Genomic DNA, 17,513 nt, shown 5'->3' with positions numbered 1-17,513 from the left:
CAAGGACACGACATGACCCAACGCAAGGGCATCATTCTCGCCGGCGGCTCCGGCACCCGGCTGTATCCGATCACCAAGGGCGTGAGCAAGCAGTTGCTGCCGGTGTATGACAAGCCGATGATCTATTACCCGCTCAGCGTGCTGATGCTGGCGGGCATCCGTGAAGTGCTGATCATCAACACCCCGCACGAGCAGGCGCTGTTCCAGCAGTTGCTGGGCGACGGTTCGCAGTGGGGCATGGACATCCAGTACGCCGTGCAGCCGAGCCCTGATGGCCTGGCCCAGGCGTATCTGATCGGCCGTGATTTCGTGGCTGGCAAGCCGAGCTGCCTCGTGCTGGGTGACAACATCTTCCATGGCCACGGTCTGCGCGACGTGCTCAGGCGCGCCGACGAACGCGTGGACGGTTCGACCGTGTTCGGCTACTGGGTCAATGACCCGGAGCGCTACGGTGTTGCCGAGTTCGACAAGAGCGGCAAGGTGATCGACCTGGTCGAGAAGCCGGAGAATCCGCGCTCGAACTATGCGGTCACCGGGCTGTATTTCTACGACGGCAAGGCCAGCGATTACGCTGCCGAGCTCAAGCCCTCGCCGCGTGGCGAACTGGAGATCACCGATCTCAACAAGCGCTACCTGCAGGAGGGCAATCTGCACCTGGAAGCGCTGGGGCGTGGTTACGCGTGGCTGGATACCGGTACCCACCAGTCGCTGCTGGAAGCGTCCAACTTCATCGAGACGATCCAGACCCGCCAAGGCCTGCAGGTCTGCTGTCCGGAAGAAATCGCCTTCGGTCAGGGCTGGATCAGCGCCGAGCAGCTGGAAGCCCTGGCTGCGCCGCTGATCAAGAATGGCTACGGCCAGTACCTGCATACGCTCGCCCAGCGCGGGGTCGTTCCGTGAAAGTGATCGAAACTTCACTGCCGGGTTGCCGGGTGATCGAACCGGCGGTTTTCGGTGATGAGCGTGGTTTCTTCTACGAAACCTGGAACGCTGAGCGCTTCGCTGCATTGGGCCTGCCGGATCGCTTCGTGCAGAGCAATGTGTCCACCTCCAGCCGGGGTGTACTGCGCGGGCTGCATTACCAGTGGCCGCGGCCCCAGGGAAAACTGGTATCGGTGCTGGAAGGCGAGGTGTACGACGTCGCCGTCGACATCCGCCGCGGCTCGCCGACGTTCGGCCGCTGGGAAGCGGTCGTGTTGAGCGCTGAGAACAGGAAGCAGTTCTGGATTCCCGAAGGCTTCGCCCACGGATTTGCCGTGCTGTCCGAGCGCGCACTGTTCAGCTACCTGTGCACGGATGTCTACGTCAAGGAGGTGGATGCCGGCATCCGCTGGAACGATGCCGATATCGCCGTGGACTGGCCGATCAGCACCCCGACCCTTTCGGCCAAGGACGAGAATGCCCCGTTCCTGAAAGACATCGCCGAAGATCGCTTGCCGGTGTACCAGCCATGACGGTGCTGGTGTTCGGCGGCAACGGCCAGGTCGGCCAGGAGCTGCTGCGCGCGCTGGCACCGCTGGGCAAGGTGGTTGCGACCACCCGTAGCGGCGTCCTGCCCGATGGCAGCGCCTGCGAAACCGCCGATTTCGGCCAGCCTGACAGCCTGCCGGCCCTGCTTGACCGGCTGCAACCGTCGATCGTGGTCAATGCGGCCGCCTACACCGCCGTCGACCGTGCCGAACAGGAGGTGGACGCCGCCTTTGCGGCCAACGCGCAGGCGCCAGGCGTCATCGCGCGTTGGTGCGCGGCGCATGGTGTGCCGTTCGTGCATTACTCCACCGACTACGTGTTCGATGGCCAGGGCACGGCCCCGTACCGTGAGGATGAACCGACCGCGCCGCTGGGGGGCTATGGCACCAGCAAGCGTGATGGCGAAGACGCCGTGCGCGCTGCCGGCGGCCGTCATCTGCTCTTCCGCACGGCGTGGGTGTATGCCTCGCACGGTGCCAATTTCCTGCGCACGATGCTGCGGGTGGGCGCTGAGCGCGATCAGCTGCGTGTGGTGGCCGACCAGATCGGCACGCCGACGCCGGCGGCATTGATCGCGGATGTCACCGTGCAGGCGCTGCAGCATCCGGGCGCGCTGTCGGGAACGTGGCATCTGACGGCGTCGGGCCAGACCAGCTGGCATGGTTTTGCCGAGGCGATTTTCGCTGAAGCACTGGCGACGGGCGTGCTGGCCAAGGTGCCGTCGGTTGAGGCCATCCCCAGTTCCGAATACCCGACCCCGGCCAAGCGTCCGGCGTGGTCGGTGCTGGACAACCGCAAGCTGCAGCAGGACTTTGGCATCGCGCTGCCAACGTGGCAGGACGGCCTGAAGCGGGTCATGGCCGAACTGGCCAGCTGAAGGTAGCGCCGGGCCATGCCCGGCGGATGCAAATTACCGCTGCGCTCGCCGGCCATGGACCGGCGCTACCCAGAATGCAGCGGGTTCCGGGTCAACTCCGCCCGTAGGTATCCTCGAACCGCACGATGTCATCCTCGCCGAGGTAGCTGCCGGACTGCACCTCGATCAGTTCCAGCGGCAGCTTGCCGGGGTTGCGCAGGCGATGGGTCACGCCCAGCGGGATGTAGGTGCTCTGGTTTTCGCTCAGCAGGATCACCTCGTCGCCACGGGTGACTTCGGCGGTGCCGCTGACCACGATCCAGTGCTCAGCACGGTGGTGGTGCATCTGCAGGCTCAGCGTACCGCCGGGCTTGACCGTGATCCGCTTGACCTGGAAACGCTCGCCGTTGTCGATTGAATCGTAGGCGCCCCACGGGCGGTAGACCTTGCGGTGCCAGGTCGCTTCGCTGCGGCCGTCAGCCTTCAGCTTCGCCACCACGGTCTTGACCTCCTGCATGCGGTCGGCCTTGCCGACCAGCACCGCGTCGTCGGTCTCGACCACGATCACATCATCCAGCCCGACCATCGCCACCAGGCGTTGGCCGTAGGCATAGGTGTTGCGGCAGTCGATGGCGATCACATCACCCTGGTGCGCATTGCCATCGCCATCCTGCTGTGACACATCGCGCAGTGCCGTCCACGAACCAACGTCATTCCAGCCCGCATCCAGCGGAACCACCACCGCATCGGCGGTCTTTTCCATCACGGCGTAATCGATCGAATCGGACGGTACGGCAATGAACGCGTCCTTGTCCAACCGGGTGAAATCGGCATCGCGGCGTGCGCTCTGCCATGCGTCGCGGCAGGCCGACAACATGGCCGGCTGCAGGCGTTCCAGCTCGTGCAAGTAACGCGAGGCCTTGAACAGGAACATGCCGCTGTTCCAGTAGTACTGCCCACTGCCAACGTAAGCGGTTGCGGTGTCCAGATCAGGCTTTTCCACGAATCGCTCGACCGCGCGCACGCCCTGGCCATCGGCCGCCTTGATGTAGCCGTAGCCGGTTTCCGGGCCTGTGGGGACGATACCGAAGGTGACCAGCTTGCCGGCTTCAGCGGCGCCGGCAGCCGCCTGCACCGCAGCGCGAAACGCGGCTTCGTCGGTGATCACGTGGTCGGAAGGCAGTACCAGCAACAGCGCATCGGCGCCGTCGCGGGTGGCCTCCAGCGCGGCCACGGCAATGGCCGGGGCGGTGTTGCGGCCGACCGGCTCGAGGATGATCGCCGCAGGCTCGGCGCCGACCTGCTGGAGCTGTTCGGCGGCAACGAAGCGGTGTTCCTCATTGGCGATGACCAGCGGGCCTCGGCTGGCGATCGGCGCCACGCGCTGCCAGGTTGCCTGCAACATCGTCAGCTCACCGGCCAACGGCAGGAACTGCTTGGGATAGGCCTCGCGCGAAAGTGGCCACAGGCGGGTGCCGGAGCCGCCGGAGAGAATGACGGGCTGGATGGTACTCATGATCTTCCTTGCTTACGACTGGAGGAGGGCAGAGATTTCGTCGGTGCGTGCCTGCATCAGCGCCGCATCCCCACGCGACTCCACATTCAAGCGCAGCAGCGGCTCGGTGTTGGAACTGCGCAGGTTGAAGCGCCAGTCGCCGAAGTCGGCACTGATGCCATCGGTATGGTCCAGCACCGGAGACTGTGCGGCGAAGTGTTCCATCACGCGGGCCACGGACGCCTTCGCATCGCTGACCTTGAAGTTGATCTCGCCACTGCACGGATAGGCGGCCATGCGGTCCTCAACCCAGTCGGCCAGCGAACGGCCGCTTTCGGAAATGAGCTGGGCGATCAGCAGCCAGGGGATCATGCCCGAGTCGGCGTAGGCGAATTCGCGGAAGTAGTGATGGGCACTCATTTCGCCGCCATACACCGCGTCCTCTGCGCGCATCTTCTCCTTGATGAAGGCATGGCCGCTCTTGCACAGCACCGGCACACCACCCGCCTGTTCGACCATCTCCACGGTGTTCCAGACCAGGCGTGGGTCATGCACGATCTTGCCACCCGGGTTACGGTCCAGCGCCGCCTTGGCCAGCAGGCCGACGAGGTAATAGCCCTCGATGAAGCGCCCGCTGTGGTCGAAGAAGAAGCAGCGGTCGAAATCGCCATCCCAGGCAATGCCGAAGTCGGCGCCGTGCTGGCGCACCGCCTCGGCGGTAGCGGCACGGTTTTCCGGCAGCAGCGGGTTAGGAATACCGTTTGGGAAGCTGCCGTCGGGTTCGTGGCAGATGCGGATGAACTCGAACGGCAGGTGCGGTGCCAGCAGGTCGACGATGGCGCCGGCGCCGCCGTTGCCGGCGTTGACCACCAGCTTGAGGGGCTTGAGCTTGGTACTGTCCACATAGGACAGCAGATGCTGGATGTAGGCGCTCTTGTCGTGCTCGCTGCGTTGGCCTGCGGTCGGCGGCTGCGGTGTTGCGCTGTCGGCCGCCACGGCATCGGAGATCGCGAACAGGCCGGTATCGGAACTGATCGGCCGGGCGTTCTCCTTGACCAGCTTCATGCCGTTGTAGTCCATCGGGTTGTGGCTGGCGGTAACCATCACACCGCCCGCTGCACCGCGATGGTCGGTATGGAAATAGACTTCCTCGGTGCCGCACAGGCCGATGTCGATCACTTCCCGGCCCGCGCCGCGCAGGCCGGCTGCCAAGGCATCCTGCAGCGCGGGACTGGTCAGGCGGACGTCGTGCCCTACCACTACTGGCCCGGGTGACAACTGATCGGCCAAGGCCACGCCGATCCGGCGGGCAAGGTCTTCGTTCAGTTCTTCCGGCACGCGGCCGCGGATGTCATAGGCCTTGAAGGCGGGCAGGGGCATGGTGGAATCCTTTGTCAGATCAGCTGGCTAGTGTAATCCCAGCGCCGTGTGGGAATCGTTTCCATAGGCCCAACGGCGGCTGACCGCCGGTGTCAGGTCCGGCTGGCCCTGCGCCTGCCAGCGGTGCGTTTACCTGGCGCGCCGGGCAGCGGAGACAGCAACGCCTCCAGATCGGCTGCATCGAATCGTGGGCCGGTTCCGCCACCACCCTCCAGGATCGCGTCGGCCAGGTCGGCCTTGCGCTGTTGCAGCTCGGCGATCCGTTCCTCGACGCTGCCAGCGGTGATCAGCTTGTAGACGAACACCGGCTGGTCCTGGCCGATGCGATGGGCACGGTCGGTGGCCTGGTTCTCGGCGGCCGGATTCCACCAGGGATCGAAATGGATGACGGTGTCGGCAGCGGTCAGGTTCAGGCCCACGCCACCCGCCTTCAGGCTGATCAGGAACACCGGAACCTCGCCCTGCATGAAGCGCTGCACGGGCGTGACCCGGTCCTGGGTATCGCCGGTCAGGGTCACGTAGGCCACGCCCAGTGCATCCAATGCCTGCGCAATCAACGCCAGCATGCCGGTGAACTGCGAGAACAGCAGGATGCGCCGCCCTTCCTCGACCATGGCAGGCAACATCTCGCGCAGCAGGTCCAGCTTGGCCGAACCGGCAGCGCGCGCGGGTGTCCCGCCTGGCAGCAGGCGCGGATCGCAGCAGACCTGGCGCAGCTTCAGCAACGCGTCCAGTACCACGATGTGATTGCGCGCCAGCCCGCTGCCGTTGATCGCATCGCGGACCTGCTTTTCCATCGCCGCACGCACGGTTTCGTATAGGTCGCGCTGGGCGCCTTCCATTGCCACGGTGCGGGTGATGACCGTCTTCGGTGGAAGCTCGGAAGCGACCTGGTCCTTGCGCCGGCGCAGGATGAAAGGTCGCAGCCGCTGGGCCAGCAGCTGTGCACGGCGCTGGTCGCTGCCGCGCTCGATGGGATGGCGCCAGTGCTGGTTGAACTGCTTTTCGCTGCCGAGCAGGCCGGGCAGCAGGAAGTCAAACTGCGTCCACAGCTCGCCCAGATGGTTCTCCAGCGGGGTACCGGTCAGGCACAGCCGATGCCGCGCCTGCAGCGTGCGCAGCGTGGCCGCCGCGCGCGATCTGGGATTCTTCACCTGCTGCGCCTCGTCGAGGATCAGCAGATGGTAGGAATGCGCCTGCAGCGCCGGTTCGTCGCGCCACAACAGGGGATAGGTGGTCAGTATCAGATCATGGGCGGCAATGGCGTCGAACCGCGTGTCACGTGCGGGGCCGTGCAGGGTCAGTACACGCAGATCCGGGGCGAAGCGCGCCGCTTCGCTCTGCCAGTTGTGCAGCAACGAGGTTGGCACGACCACGAGCGCCGGCTTGTTCAGGCGGCCACTCTGCTTTTCAAGCAGCAGATGGGCCAGGGTCTGCAGTGTCTTGCCCAGGCCCATGTCATCGGCCAGCACGCCGCCCAGGCCCTGCTGGCGCAGGTACTGCAGCCAGGACAGGCCCTCGAGCTGGTAGCTGCGCAGCGTCGCGCGCAAACCCTGGGGCGCTGGCACAGCGCTCATCGCCGGGGCGTCCAGCAGGCGCTGCACGCGTGCACGGGTATCGTTGCTGCTGTGCAGCCGTAACTGCGCAGCGTCCTGCAGGGCCTGCAGGCGGCCGCGATCATGCGCCTGCAGGCGCAGCGGTTGCCCACGGTCGCCGAACAGATCCGCAAGCAGCGCGATCACCGGCTTCAGCCGCGCTGCCCGCAGGGCGAGACGTTCATTGTCTGCCGTCGTCAGCAATACGTTCTCGTCATCGCCAATGGCATCCAGCTGGCCGCGCAGCCAGCGCGGATCGGACTGCAGTACACCCTGCAACAGCGGAACCAGCGCAATGCTGCGGCCATCGGCGTCGATGGTCAGGGCCAGGTCGAGCTCGTTGCTGTCGGCGGACACCGACCGGACATCCAGGTCGATGTCCTCCACCCGGGTGATGCGATGGCGGAAGGCGTCGTCAGTCTCGATCTTCCAGCCCAGTGCTTCCAGCCGCAGCACGTCCTCCAGCAGGAAACGGGTCCAGTCGAAACTGCGCAGCTCGAACAACGGGCCGCCGCCGTCCAGCACGATGCGCGGTTGCCGCTCGCGGTGCAGGTGGACGCTGTGCAGTTCAGCCTCGCGCCGTGCCTCCCCGGCCAGGTCACGCGGCAGCAGGTAGAGCTGGCCCTCGGCGTCGTGCACGAACAGCGAGGGGTCGTCGAGAAATCGCACGTGTTCGTCGTACTCGAACGCGACGGTGGCGACGTCGAGCCACTGCGAGGGGTCACGTTCGGTGAGCCAGGCAGGCCGGTATTCCATGCTGTGCAGATGCAGGATCGGCGTCATCGCCTGGATCTGCAGGGTAGGCAGTATCGGATTGGCGGCCGCACGCAGCGAACCCGGTTCACCCTCCAGTGAGTTCTGCAGTGCGGCCAGCAACACCGCAGCGACATGCTCGCAGTGCGTGCCAGCCGGACAGGTGCAGCGACTCTGCAGGGGGCTGTGCGGGGTGCGGGCGCTGGCATCCAGGTCGATCACCACCTGCCAGCCCTCGACCTGGGCGGTCAGCAGCGGTGACCGGTAGCGCAGTTCGCGCACTGCCGGCACGTGGTGGTTGCCCGTTTCCAGCGTCCCGGCATCCAGCCAGCGGGACAGTTCCCCTCCGGTGAATACTTCGGCCATGCGTCGTCCTGTCCTCTCCATCTACAGCACGCGTTGCCAAGGGCACCGCAAGCGGGGAAACGGACATTCTACGGATTGGCAGCCCGGCATGCCGGTTCATGCTGCGGCGCATCCCAGCCGGCGTCGGGTGTGCCGCTAGAATGGCGGCATTCTCACCGGGTAGGGCAGTAGAGATGCAGCAATCAACTTCCAGCGGCACGCGCAGCAAGCGTTTCGCCTCTGCGGCGCAGGCCCTGCAGGGCGTGGTCGCCGATGGCCAGACCCTGGCCGTGGGGGGCTTCGGCCTGTGCGGCATCCCCGAGGCACTGATCGCCGCGTTGCGCGACAGTGGCGCCAAGGGCCTGACCGTGATCTCCAACAATGCCGGCGTCGATGGCTTCGGCCTGGGCCAGCTGCTGGAAACCCGGCAGATCAAGAAGATGATTTCGTCGTACGTGGGCGAGAACAAGGAATTCGAACGGCAGTACCTGGCCGGCGAGCTGGAGCTGGAATTCAATCCGCAGGGCACCCTGGCCGAGCGCCTGCGTGCAGGCGGTGCGGGTATCCCGGCGTTCTTCACCGCCACCGGTTACGGCACCGTGGTCGCCGAGGGCAAGGAAACCCGCGAGTTCGATGGCAAGCACTATGTGATGGAAACCGCGCTGCGCGCCGACGTTGCCCTGGTCAAGGCCTGGAAGGCCGACGAGGCCGGCAACCTGGTGTTCCGCAAGACCGCGCGCAACTTCAACCCGGCCTGTGCGATGGCCGGCAAGGTCTGCATCGTGGAAGTGGAGGAGGTGGTGGCGGTTGGCAGCATCGATCCGGACCAGGTGCACCTGCCAGGCATCTACGTGCACCGCATCGTGCACAACCCCACCCCTGAAAAACGTATCGAACAGCGCACCATCCGTGCGGAGGGCAACTGACATGGCATGGACCCGCGATGAGATGGCGGCGCGCGCTGCGCGTGAACTGACTGATGGCGCCTACGTGAACCTGGGCATCGGCCTGCCGACGCTGGTGGCCAACCACATCCCCGAGGGCGTGGACGTATGGCTGCAGTCGGAAAACGGCCTGCTGGGCATCGGCCCGTTCCCGACCGAGGCCGAGGTGGACGCCGACCTGATCAATGCCGGCAAGCAGACCGTCACCGCACGTGCGGGTGCCAGCTACTTCGGCAGCCATGACAGCTTTGCGATGATCCGCGGTGGCCACGTCAACCTGGCCATCCTTGGTGCGATGCAGGTGACCGACAAGGGCGACCTGGCCAACTGGATGGTGCCCGGCAAGATGGTCAAGGGCATGGGCGGTGCGATGGACCTGGTGGCCGGCGTGCAGCGCGTGGTGGTGCTGATGGAGCACACTGCCAGGAACGGCGAGCACAAGATCCTGGCCGAATGCACGCTGCCGCTGACCGGCGTGGGCGTGGTCGACCGCATCATCACCGACCTGGCGGTGTTCGATGTAACCGATGACGGTCTGGTGCTGGTGGAGACCGCCGCGGGCGTGAGTGAGGATGAGTTGAAGGAAAAGACCGGCGTTGCGTTCAAGCGCCGCTGAGCATCCACGGGGCGGCGTGTCGCTGCCCCATCTCCTGAATCTCCCATGCTATTTCCCCACGATCTGCCCGATGCTGACGTCCGACATCTGCCGGGCTGGTTGCCCGCAGCTGAAGCTGATGCTCTGCTTCAGACATTGGCACAGGAAATCCCGTGGGAAACCCACCGCATCCGCATGTTCGGCAACTGGGTGGATTCACCGCGGTTGAGCTGCTGGATCGGTGATCCGCAGGCGCGTTACCGCTATTCAGGCGCCGAGTTCATCCCGCATCCGTGGCCACCGTTGCTGCAGGAACTGCGCATCCGTCTGCAAGAACAGAGCGTCGGTCGATTCAACAGCGTACTGCTCAACCGCTATCGCGGCGGCACCGACTACATGGGCTGGCACAGCGATGACGAGCCCGAGCTGGGGCCGGCGCCGCTGATCGCTTCGTTGAGCCTCGGCGCAGCGCGGCGGTTCCTGCTGCGCCGCCGCGATGACACCACGCGCAAGGCGGAATTCCTGCTCGGTCATGGCGACCTGCTGCTGATGGGCGGCGCTACCCAGCGCTACTACCAGCACGCGCTGCCGAAGATGGCGCGGGTGCAGGGCGAACGCATCAACCTGACGTTCCGCTGGATCCATCCGCGTTGACCGGGGTTCGCCGGGCAAACTCAGCGCTTCAGCGCCTGCTTGTCATTCTGCCCGCTGGTCAGCGTCCAGCCCACCACGTCCTGCGCCACCTGCTGCAGGCCACGCTCGAACGCCGCTGCCACTGCCGACACATCGGTGCTGCCCACCGGCTGCAGCTGGCGGAAGGTGCGGTCGGCGACCACGCGCTGGTTGGTGACGTCGATCAGCTTGGCGTTGATCTCGATGACGACCGTCGGCGTGGGCTGGCCCTTGTAATCCGATTCGAAGCGACGGACGTCGGTGGACAGTTTGTAGTCGGCGCGGATGCCGGCGGCAACGCGGGCCACGCCGTGGATGCGGCCGGAATCCTCGAAGCCGCGCAGCAGGGTGTCCTCGATCATGTCGGTGGCCGGCTGCGCCCAGCTGGCGCCCTTGTAGATCTCCAGCTCCGACGGCGTCGGCCGCACGTTGATGCGCGGGCTGTCGACCATGCGCGCGGCGCTGGGCTTGGCCAGCACCAGCTGCCAGTCGGCCTGCGGCCAGCTGGGGTCGACCTTGACCTGCACGGCCGGCGAATAGAGGGTGACGGGGTTCTTGTCGCCGCTGCCGAGGATCGAGCAGCCACCCAGCAGGGTGGCCAGCGACGCTGCCAGCAACAGGCGCGGAAGGGTGATCGGGCTCATTTGGGTTCGAACTCCTTCGGGGCGTCGCGGCCGAGCAGGTAGCGTGCGGGATTGTTCTCGAGGCGGTCGCTGACCCGGCGCAGGTCGCGGATCAGACCACGCAGTTCACCCAGGGTCGGGCCGAGCTGGCCCAGGCCGTCATTGGCGAAGCTGTTGATGGCGGCGCGGTTTTCGCCAAGGATCGAATCGGCATTGCCGGCGGCCGAATCAAGCTTGGCCAGGGTGGCGTCGAGCTTGTCGATGATGCCCGGCAGCTGCTGCACCAGGTTCTTGTCCAGGCGTTCGATGGTGCCGTTGGTGGTCTTCAGGGTGGTGTCCAGGCTGCGGGCGGCATCGCGCGCGCTGAGCAGCAGCGCCTGCGTGCCCTGGTCACGGTCGGCCAGGCCGCCACTGATGGTCTCCAGGTTGGCCAGGGTGGCGTTGATCGAGGCGACGTTGCGGTCGCTGAGGATCTGGTCCATGCGCTCGACGATGCGGTTGGCCACGTCGGTGATGTTCTGCAGCGCCGACGGCGTGGTCGGGATGATCGGTGCCGGGTCCTTGTTGACCGTGGTCAGCGCCGGCGACTGCGGCGTGCCGCCGCTGAGCTGGATGATCGACGGGCCGGTCAGGCTGGTGATCGCCAGCTTGGCGCGGGTATCGGTCTTGACCGGCGTGGTCGAGTTCAGGCGGATGCGCGCGACCACCTGGCGCGGGTCATCCGGTACCAGGTTCAGTTCGGTGATCGAGCCCACCGCGATGCCGTTGTACTGCACCGGGCTGCCCACCGACAGGCCGGTGACCGCCTCGCGGAACACCACGCGGTATTCCTGCCAGGTGCGGTCGGAGGAGTACTTGGCGGCCCACAGGCCGAAGGCCAGCAGGGCCAGGCCAGTGATCAGGGTGAACGCGCCGATCAGCACGTAGTTGGCTTTTGTTTCCATGGCTCAGGCACTCTCGATCTGTTCGCCACGCGCAGCGCGCGCGCGGGGTCCGTGGAAGTATTCCTGGATCCACGGATGATCCAGTTTCTCGATGTCCGGCAGCGGCGCATTGGCCACCACCTTGCGGTCGGCGATGACCGCCACCCGGTCGCAGATGGCATACAGCGTGTCCAGGTCGTGGGTGATCAGGAACACGGTCAGCCCCAGTGCTTCCTGCAGGGTCTTGATCAAGCGGTCGAACGCCGCCGCGCCGATCGGGTCCAGGCCGGCGGTGGGTTCATCCAGGAACAGCAGCGGCGGATCCAATGCCAGCGCACGGGCCAGCCCGGCACGCTTGCGCATGCCGCCGGACAGCTGCGAGGGCAGCTTGTTGATGGCATCGGCGGGCAGGCCGGCCAGTTTCACCTTCAGCAGGGCCAGCTCGTAATGCCAGCGTTCGGGCAGTTCGCGGTGGTGTTCCTTCAGTGGCACCTGGACGTTTTCGCCGACGGTCAGCGACGAGAACAGGGCGCCGTCCTGGAACAGCACGCCGGTGTTGCGCTCGATATGCAGGCGGCTCTCGGCATCGTCGGCGCGCGCATCGCGGCCAAGCACCTCGATCTGCCCTTCATCCGGCACGCGCAGCCCGAGGATCGAGCGCATCAGCACCGATTTGCCGGTACCCGAGCCGCCCACCACGCCAAGGATTTCGCCACGGCGCACGTCCAGGTCCAGCCCTTCATGCACGGTCTGGCTGCCAAAGCGGTTGACCAGCCCGCGCACGCGGATGGCCAGGTCGTGGCCATCGTCGTCCTGCATGGGCACGTCTTCGGGGGTCGGATGGGTAGTCATGTCACCAGTCCATGTGCATGAACCACAACGCCGCGAAAGCGTCGATGATGATCACCAGCGAGATCGTCTGCACCACGCTGGAGGTGGTGCGTTCGCCGACCGACTGCGCGGTGCCTTCCACCTTCAGGCCTTCCAGGCAGCCGATCAGGCCGATCACCAGCGCGAACACCGGCGCCTTGGACAGGCCCACCAGCATGTGCCGCACTTCCATCGTTTCGTGCATGCGCGCGATGTACATCTGCGGCGGGATGTCCAGGTCGAACGCGCCGACGGTGATGCCGCCGGCCAGGCCAGCGACCATCGCGATGAAGGTCAGCAGCGGCAGGGTTACCAGCAGCGCGACCAGGCGTGGCAGTACCAGCAGGTCGATGGGGTCGAGCCCCAGGGTGCGCATCGCATCGATTTCCTCGCGTGCCTTCATCGCACCGATCTGCGCGGTGAAGGCACTGGCGGTGCGGCCGGCCAGCACGATCGCGGTCAGCAGCACGGCGAATTCGCGCAGGAAGGCGATGTTCACCAGTTCGACCACATAGATCTCGGCGCCGAAGTCGCGCAGGATGGTCGAGCCGAGGAAGGCGATCACCGCGCCGACCAGATAGGACAGCAGCGCCACCAGCGGCACCGCATCCAACCCGACCTGTTCCATCTGGTGCACGGTCGCGGTCAGGCGGAAACGTCGAGGTTCCTTGACCAGGCGCGCACCCTTGACCAGGTTCTCGCCGAGGAAGCTGCACAGTGCCTTGATGTTGTGGCCGGTGGCATGGACGCTGACACCCAGCCGCTCCAGTGCGGCCAGCACGCCGAAATCGCGCTTTGGCTTGGGGCGGTCATCGGCGACTTCTTCAATGGTGCACACCAGCGCCTGATGATCCGGGCGGAACTGCAATGCGTCTTCGCTGAGGTCAGCGCGATGGGCGACGCGCAGCACCTGCAGCACGCCGGCCGAGTCGAGCAGCTCGATGCCGGTAGCGTCGATGCCGGTCAGCGTGTCCGGAACGCCACGCAGCACTTCGGCCGCGGCCAGCGCGGTCTTCAGGGTCCAGTGGCCGGACAGCCGGATCAGTCCCGGATCCTGAGCGTCCTGTTCGAGCTGGGGGGCGTGGGTCGGGGTCATGGGGGCCATTCGGGTCGCAGCATAACCGTTCTGAATTGCACGTCGCGTCGAACCAGGATGAATTTCTCCAGCAGAGCCTGACGTAGGTAATACTACGGCGCATGTCCGCAGACGCTCACACGATCCCCACGCCCCAGGCCACCTACGCGCAGCGCGTGGCCTTCGTTTCCGAGATCGCCGGCCGCCTGCACAGCTATGGCACCACGGCCCAACGCCTGGAAGCGGCGGTGGTTGCATTGGCCCGGCAGCTCGATCTGGATTGTGAACCGTGGTCGAACCCCACCGGCATCATCCTCAGTTTCAGCGATCCGGCACAGGCCATCGGCTCCAGTGACATCACCCGGGTGATCCGCTTGGCGCCCGGCGAGAACGACCTGCACAAGCTCAGCGTGGCTGACGGGATCGCCGAAGAAGTGGCCAACGGCCGCATGAGCATTGCCCAGGGCCACACCGCGCTGCGTCAGCTGGACAAGGATCCGGGCCGGCGCGGCAAGCTGCGCACCATCCTGTCCTTCACCCTCGGCGCGGCCGGCGTGGCGGGCATGTGGAAGCTGCCGTGGCTGGACATCGCCACCGCCGGCGTCATCGGCCTGTTGATCGGCCTGCTCGGCATGGTTACCGACAAGCGCCCGGCCAGCCGTGAAGCGGCCGAAGCGCTGGCGGCGCTGCTGGCCGGCCTGGTCGCCACCGTGGTTGCCACGTTCGTGGGTGCCCTGAATCTCAACACGGTGATCATCGCCTCGCTGGTGGTGCTGCTGCCGGGCATGTCACTGACCAATGCGGTCAATGAACTGGCCAGCCAGCACTGGGTGTCCGGCACCGCGCGCTTTGCCGGCGCGCTGACCACCATCATGAAGCTCAGTGTCGGCGCGATGATCGCGGTGACCCTGGCCGATGTGCTGGGGCTGGACCCGATGATCCGTGCCTCGCGGCCCCAGGGGCCATGGGTGGAGTGGGGCTCGCTGCTGACGGCGGCGTTCGCCTTCGCGATGTTGTTCAAGGCCAACCGCCGCGATTATCCGTGGGTGATCGCCGCCTCGGTGGCCGGCTACGCGATCTCCAAATTTGGTGGTCATGCCTGGGGGACGCCGGCCGGCATCTTCCTGTCGGCGATGCTGCTGACCGCCGGCGGCAACCTGTTCGGCCGCGTGGTCGGCCGCCCCGGTGCGATCATCCGCCTGCCGGGCATCATCATGATGGTGCCCGGCAGCACCAGCCTGCGCGGCGTACTGACGCTGGTCCAGCAACAGGACGTGGGCGCCGGGCAGAGCGTGTTCCTGACCGTGTTGAACGTGGTGATGGCGCTGGTCGCCGGCCTGCTGTTCGGCAACCTGCTGATGCCGGCGCTACCCGAAAAAAACGCCGGCTTTCGCCGGCGTTTTTCATTCCCGATGCAGCCGGCCTCAGGCCTTCTTGATCAGGAAATCTTCCGGCTTCTTGCTGCCCTTGGCGGTCAGCTCGGCCATCCAGCGCGGCTGCTTGCCACGACCGGTCCAGGTTTCCTTCGGGTTGGCCGGGTTGCGGTACTTCGGCGCAACCTTGCCCAGCTTGCGGCCAGCGGTCTTGGACGGGGCCTTGGCGGCCTTGGCGACCTTGCGCGCGCGCGGTGCGGGCTCACCACCGAACAGTTCCTCGATGGTGTAACCCTCGGTCTTGGCCAGCTTGCTCAGCTGGGCACGTACCTTGGTGATCGGGCGACGCTTGGCGACGATGGTCTGCTGCTTCTTGGCTGTGCGGATCAATGCGCCCAGCTCACGTGCAGACAGGCCGGTCAGGTCGATACTCATCAACGATTACTCCAGAAACTAATTTAGGGACAGGGACGAGCCGGTCCGTGGCGTCGCAGGACAGAGTAATGATGAATTAATCCCAGCACAAACAGTTGCAGTCACCGTCTGTCGGCTGGCTGGCCCGGTTGCGACCATTTTGACCGGATTATGTCCGTTGCGGTTTTCCCGGGGCGGCCAGCCGGCAAAGAAAAGACCGGGGTATACCCCGGTCTTTTCCGATCAGCCCTGCAGGCGCTGCAGCAGGGTGGCCTTGTCCAGGCTCTCCGCTTCGGCCGCCCGACGCGAGCGGTATTCGAAGGTGCCTGCGGCCAGGCCGCGCTCGCTGACCACCACGCGGTGCGGAATACCGATCAGTTCCATGTCGGCGAACATCGCGCCCGGGCGCAGGCCGCGGTCGTCCAGAGCGGCATCCAGGCCGGCATCGCGCAGCTCCTGCAGCAGGCCTGCCGCAGCATCGGCCACGCCTGCGTCGCCCTTCGGGTTGATCACGCAGACCACCACCTGCCACGGCGCCATCGCGTCGGGCCAGATGATGCCGGCGTCATCGTGGTTCTGCTCGATGGCCGCAGCGACCACGCGCGAAATACCGATGCCGTAGCAGCCCATCGTCATTACCGCGGCCTTGCCATTCTCGTCCAGCACGGTGGCATCGAGCGCCTTCGCATAGGTGCGGCCGAGCTGGAACACGTGGCCGACTTCGATGCCGCGGGCGATTTTCAGTTCGCCGCCGTCCAGCGCACGATCACCGGCGCGCACGTTGCGGATATCGGCCACTTCCGGTTCGGCCAGGTCGCGGCCCCAGTTGACGCCGGCCAGGTGGAAACCGGCCTCATTGGCACCGACGACGAAGTCGGACATCGCCGCCACTTCGCGATCGGCGACCACGCGGATCGGCTTGGCCGGTGCAACCGGACCGAGGAAGCCCGGCACGCTGCCGAGGTATTCGGCAATCTCTGCTTCGCTGGCAAAACGCTGCTCGTCCAGGCCTGCAACCTTGCCCAGCTTGATTTCGTTGACCTCGTGGTCGCCACGTACCAGCGCCAGCACGAACTGCTGTGCCTCGCCTTCGCCGGCGATCAGCGCCACCGACTTCACCGTACGCTGCAGATCGATGCCCAGCAGCGCGGCGACGTCTTCGCAGGTCTTCTGGGTCGGGGTCTCGACCTTGCGCAGCGCCTCGCTGGCCGCAGCACGCGGGGCCGGATCGGCGGCAATGGCCGCTTCCATGTTGGCGGCGTAGTCCGAACCGGTGGAGAACACCAGCGCGTCTTCCCCGGAGTCGGCGATCACGTGGAATTCCTGCGAGGCGTCACCGCCGATCGCGCCGGAATCGGCCTGCACCATGCGGAAGTCCAGGCCCAGGCGGGTGAAGATGCGGCTGTAGGCCACCTTCATGTTTTCGTACTCGCGCACGAGGTCTTCGTCGTGCAGGTGGAACGAATAGGCATCCTTCATCAGGAACTCGCGCGCACGCATCACGCCGAAGCGCGGGCGGATCTCGTCGCGGAACTTGGTCTGGATCTGGTAGAAGTTCACCGGCAGCTGCTTGTAGCTGGACAGTTCGCTACGTGCGAAATCGCAGGCCGCTTCCTCGGCGGTGGGGCTGTAGCAGAAGGTCTGTTCCTTGCGGTCCTTGATCTTCAGCAGCTGCGGACCGAACTTCTGCCAGCGGCCGGTCTGCTCCCACAGTTCCTTCGGCTGGATGGTCGGGATCTGGAATTCCACGGCACCGGCGCGGTCCATTTCCTCGCGGACGATGCGTTCGACCTTGCGCAGCACGCGCAGGCCCAGCGGCGACCAGGTGTACAGGCCGGATGCGAGCTTGCGGATCATGCCCGCGCGCAGCATCAGCCGGTGGCTGGTCAGCTCGGCGTCGCTGGGGGTTTCCTTGGTGGTGTGCAGGTGGAACTGGGAGAGGCGCATCGTCGGATTCGGATTACGGCAGAGATACCTATTCTGCCAGCCCGGCCGGGGGAGGGGTATCGGCCGGGCGGCGCCCGGCACCCGCAGAGGCAACGGCTGGAGCTACGGCAACAGCAACAGCAACAGAAACAGCGGGGTTGCTGTGGGATGGCGGGGTGGGTCCGGTTGCGGGGGTGTCCGCGG

General features: G+C 66.0%; 15 protein-coding genes and 1 pseudogene. 7 read left to right on the top strand and 9 right to left on the bottom strand.

Going from position 1 to position 17,513, the window contains the following annotated elements:
- Nucleotides 1-12 precede the first annotated feature (12 nt).
- Genes rfbA through rfbD form a run of 3 tightly spaced genes read left to right on the top strand, consistent with a single transcriptional unit; the run spans nt 13 to nt 2,347 of the window.
- A complete protein-coding gene (gene rfbA / locus TEP_RS16790) occupies nt 13-900 on the top strand; it encodes a glucose-1-phosphate thymidylyltransferase RfbA (protein WP_132826019.1) in 888 nt (295 codons plus the stop codon).
- Complete coding sequence (gene rfbC / locus TEP_RS16785) at nt 897-1,454, top strand: dTDP-4-dehydrorhamnose 3,5-epimerase (RefSeq protein ID WP_132826018.1); 558 nt, start codon at nt 897-899, stop codon at nt 1,452-1,454. The genes rfbA and rfbC overlap by 4 nt, the downstream gene beginning before the upstream one ends.
- On the top strand, nt 1,451-2,347 hold the full coding sequence (gene rfbD, locus TEP_RS16780) for a dTDP-4-dehydrorhamnose reductase (RefSeq protein WP_132826017.1): 897 nt from the start codon (nt 1,451-1,453) through the stop codon (nt 2,345-2,347). The genes rfbC and rfbD overlap by 4 nt, the downstream gene beginning before the upstream one ends.
- A 91-nt stretch (nt 2,348-2,438) precedes the next feature.
- On the opposite strand, the gene TEP_RS16775 is transcribed toward rfbD, so the two are convergent.
- The 3 genes from TEP_RS16775 to TEP_RS16765 form a co-directional block, all read right to left on the bottom strand.
- Nucleotides 2,439-3,842 (bottom strand): mannose-1-phosphate guanylyltransferase/mannose-6-phosphate isomerase, encoded by a 1,404-nt coding sequence (locus TEP_RS16775; protein WP_132826016.1) that lies wholly within the window; start codon nt 3,840-3,842, stop codon nt 2,439-2,441.
- A gap of 12 nt (nt 3,843-3,854) precedes the next feature.
- On the bottom strand, nt 3,855-5,201 hold the full coding sequence (locus tag TEP_RS16770; RefSeq protein WP_132826015.1) for a phosphomannomutase: 1,347 nt from the start codon (nt 5,199-5,201) through the stop codon (nt 3,855-3,857).
- Between the two features lie 92 nt (nt 5,202-5,293).
- Nucleotides 5,294-7,915 carry a DEAD/DEAH box helicase gene (locus TEP_RS16765; RefSeq protein WP_132826014.1) on the bottom strand — a complete coding sequence of 874 codons (2,622 nt, stop codon included), beginning with the start codon at nt 7,913-7,915 and terminating at the stop codon, nt 5,294-5,296.
- 173 nt (nt 7,916-8,088) lie between these two features.
- Here TEP_RS16765 and TEP_RS16760 point away from each other — a divergent pair, with 173 nt between their 5' ends.
- The 3 genes from TEP_RS16760 to TEP_RS16750 are packed head-to-tail and all read left to right on the top strand — an operon-like array spanning nt 8,089 to nt 10,087.
- Nucleotides 8,089-8,820 (top strand): CoA transferase subunit A, encoded by a 732-nt coding sequence (locus tag TEP_RS16760; protein ID WP_132826013.1) that lies wholly within the window; start codon nt 8,089-8,091, stop codon nt 8,818-8,820.
- Nucleotide 8,821: 1 nt separating this feature from the next.
- Nucleotides 8,822-9,454 (top strand): CoA transferase subunit B, encoded by a 633-nt coding sequence (locus tag TEP_RS16755; protein WP_132826012.1) that lies wholly within the window; start codon nt 8,822-8,824, stop codon nt 9,452-9,454.
- A 45-nt stretch (nt 9,455-9,499) separates the two neighbouring features.
- Nucleotides 9,500-10,087 carry an alpha-ketoglutarate-dependent dioxygenase AlkB gene (locus TEP_RS16750; RefSeq protein WP_132826011.1) on the top strand — a complete coding sequence of 196 codons (588 nt, stop codon included), beginning with the start codon at nt 9,500-9,502 and terminating at the stop codon, nt 10,085-10,087.
- A gap of 20 nt (nt 10,088-10,107) precedes the next feature.
- Here TEP_RS16750 and TEP_RS16745 read toward each other — a convergent pair whose 3' ends face one another.
- The 4 genes from TEP_RS16745 to TEP_RS16730 are packed head-to-tail and all read right to left on the bottom strand — an operon-like array spanning nt 10,108 to nt 13,626.
- On the bottom strand, nt 10,108-10,749 hold the full coding sequence (locus tag TEP_RS16745) for an ABC-type transport auxiliary lipoprotein family protein (protein ID WP_132826010.1): 642 nt from the start codon (nt 10,747-10,749) through the stop codon (nt 10,108-10,110).
- Nucleotides 10,746-11,672 carry an MlaD family protein gene (locus TEP_RS16740; RefSeq protein ID WP_093818830.1) on the bottom strand — a complete coding sequence of 309 codons (927 nt, stop codon included), beginning with the start codon at nt 11,670-11,672 and terminating at the stop codon, nt 10,746-10,748. The genes TEP_RS16745 and TEP_RS16740 overlap by 4 nt, the downstream gene beginning before the upstream one ends.
- Before the next feature lie 3 nt (nt 11,673-11,675).
- Nucleotides 11,676-12,503 carry an ABC transporter ATP-binding protein gene (locus tag TEP_RS16735; RefSeq protein WP_132826009.1) on the bottom strand — a complete coding sequence of 276 codons (828 nt, stop codon included), beginning with the start codon at nt 12,501-12,503 and terminating at the stop codon, nt 11,676-11,678.
- A gap of 1 nt (nt 12,504) precedes the next feature.
- The gene (locus TEP_RS16730) at nt 12,505-13,626 is read right to left on the bottom strand and encodes an ABC transporter permease (protein ID WP_206140241.1); all 1,122 of its coding nucleotides are present in this window, start codon (nt 13,624-13,626) and stop codon (nt 12,505-12,507) included.
- Nucleotides 13,627-13,718: 92 nt separating this feature from the next.
- Here TEP_RS16730 and TEP_RS16725 point away from each other — a divergent pair.
- A pseudogene (locus tag TEP_RS16725) lies at nt 13,719-14,963 on the top strand (threonine/serine exporter family protein); the annotation flags it as partial.
- Nucleotides 14,964-15,020: 57 nt separating this feature from the next.
- Here the strand turns inward: TEP_RS16725 and TEP_RS16720 are convergent.
- Together TEP_RS16720 and TEP_RS16715 are read right to left on the bottom strand one after the other, a co-directional pair.
- Complete coding sequence (locus TEP_RS16720) at nt 15,021-15,404, bottom strand: H-NS histone family protein (RefSeq protein WP_117309482.1); 384 nt, start codon at nt 15,402-15,404, stop codon at nt 15,021-15,023.
- 222 nt (nt 15,405-15,626) lie between these two features.
- Nucleotides 15,627-17,330 (bottom strand): proline--tRNA ligase, encoded by a 1,704-nt coding sequence (locus TEP_RS16715; protein WP_132826007.1) that lies wholly within the window; start codon nt 17,328-17,330, stop codon nt 15,627-15,629.
- Nucleotides 17,331-17,513 lie beyond the last annotated feature (183 nt).

The organism is Stenotrophomonas sp. TEPEL (assembly GCF_004348785.1).
GTDB classification, from domain to species: domain Bacteria; phylum Pseudomonadota; class Gammaproteobacteria; order Xanthomonadales; family Xanthomonadaceae; genus Stenotrophomonas; species Stenotrophomonas indicatrix.
The sequence above is the reverse complement of the archived record's forward strand: the minus strand, read 5'-3'. Positions and strand labels throughout refer to the sequence as shown.

Bases quoted from the DNA above. Each gene is read 5' to 3' on its own strand.
- rfbA (WP_132826019.1), top strand. From the start codon at position 13: ATGACCCAACGCAAGGGCATCATTCTCGCCGGCGGCTCCGGCACCCGG.
- rfbD (WP_132826017.1), top strand. From the start codon at position 1,451: ATGACGGTGCTGGTGTTCGGCGGCAACGGCCAGGTCGGCCAGGAGCTG.
- TEP_RS16775 (WP_132826016.1), bottom strand. From the start codon at position 3,842: ATGAGTACCATCCAGCCCGTCATTCTCTCCGGCGGCTCCGGCACCCGC.
- TEP_RS16770 (WP_132826015.1), bottom strand. From the start codon at position 5,201: ATGCCCCTGCCCGCCTTCAAGGCCTATGACATCCGCGGCCGCGTGCCG.
- TEP_RS16765 (WP_132826014.1), bottom strand. From the start codon at position 7,915: ATGGCCGAAGTATTCACCGGAGGGGAACTGTCCCGCTGGCTGGATGCC.
- TEP_RS16760 (WP_132826013.1), top strand. From the start codon at position 8,089: ATGCAGCAATCAACTTCCAGCGGCACGCGCAGCAAGCGTTTCGCCTCT.
- TEP_RS16755 (WP_132826012.1), top strand. From the start codon at position 8,822: ATGGCATGGACCCGCGATGAGATGGCGGCGCGCGCTGCGCGTGAACTG.
- TEP_RS16750 (WP_132826011.1), top strand. From the start codon at position 9,500: ATGCTATTTCCCCACGATCTGCCCGATGCTGACGTCCGACATCTGCCG.
- TEP_RS16745 (WP_132826010.1), bottom strand. From the start codon at position 10,749: ATGAGCCCGATCACCCTTCCGCGCCTGTTGCTGGCAGCGTCGCTGGCC.
- TEP_RS16740 (WP_093818830.1), bottom strand. From the start codon at position 11,672: ATGGAAACAAAAGCCAACTACGTGCTGATCGGCGCGTTCACCCTGATC.
- TEP_RS16735 (WP_132826009.1), bottom strand. From the start codon at position 12,503: ATGACTACCCATCCGACCCCCGAAGACGTGCCCATGCAGGACGACGAT.
- TEP_RS16730 (WP_206140241.1), bottom strand. From the start codon at position 13,626: ATGGCCCCCATGACCCCGACCCACGCCCCCCAGCTCGAACAGGACGCT.
- TEP_RS16720 (WP_117309482.1), bottom strand. From the start codon at position 15,404: ATGAGTATCGACCTGACCGGCCTGTCTGCACGTGAGCTGGGCGCATTG.
- TEP_RS16715 (WP_132826007.1), bottom strand. From the start codon at position 17,330: ATGCGCCTCTCCCAGTTCCACCTGCACACCACCAAGGAAACCCCCAGC.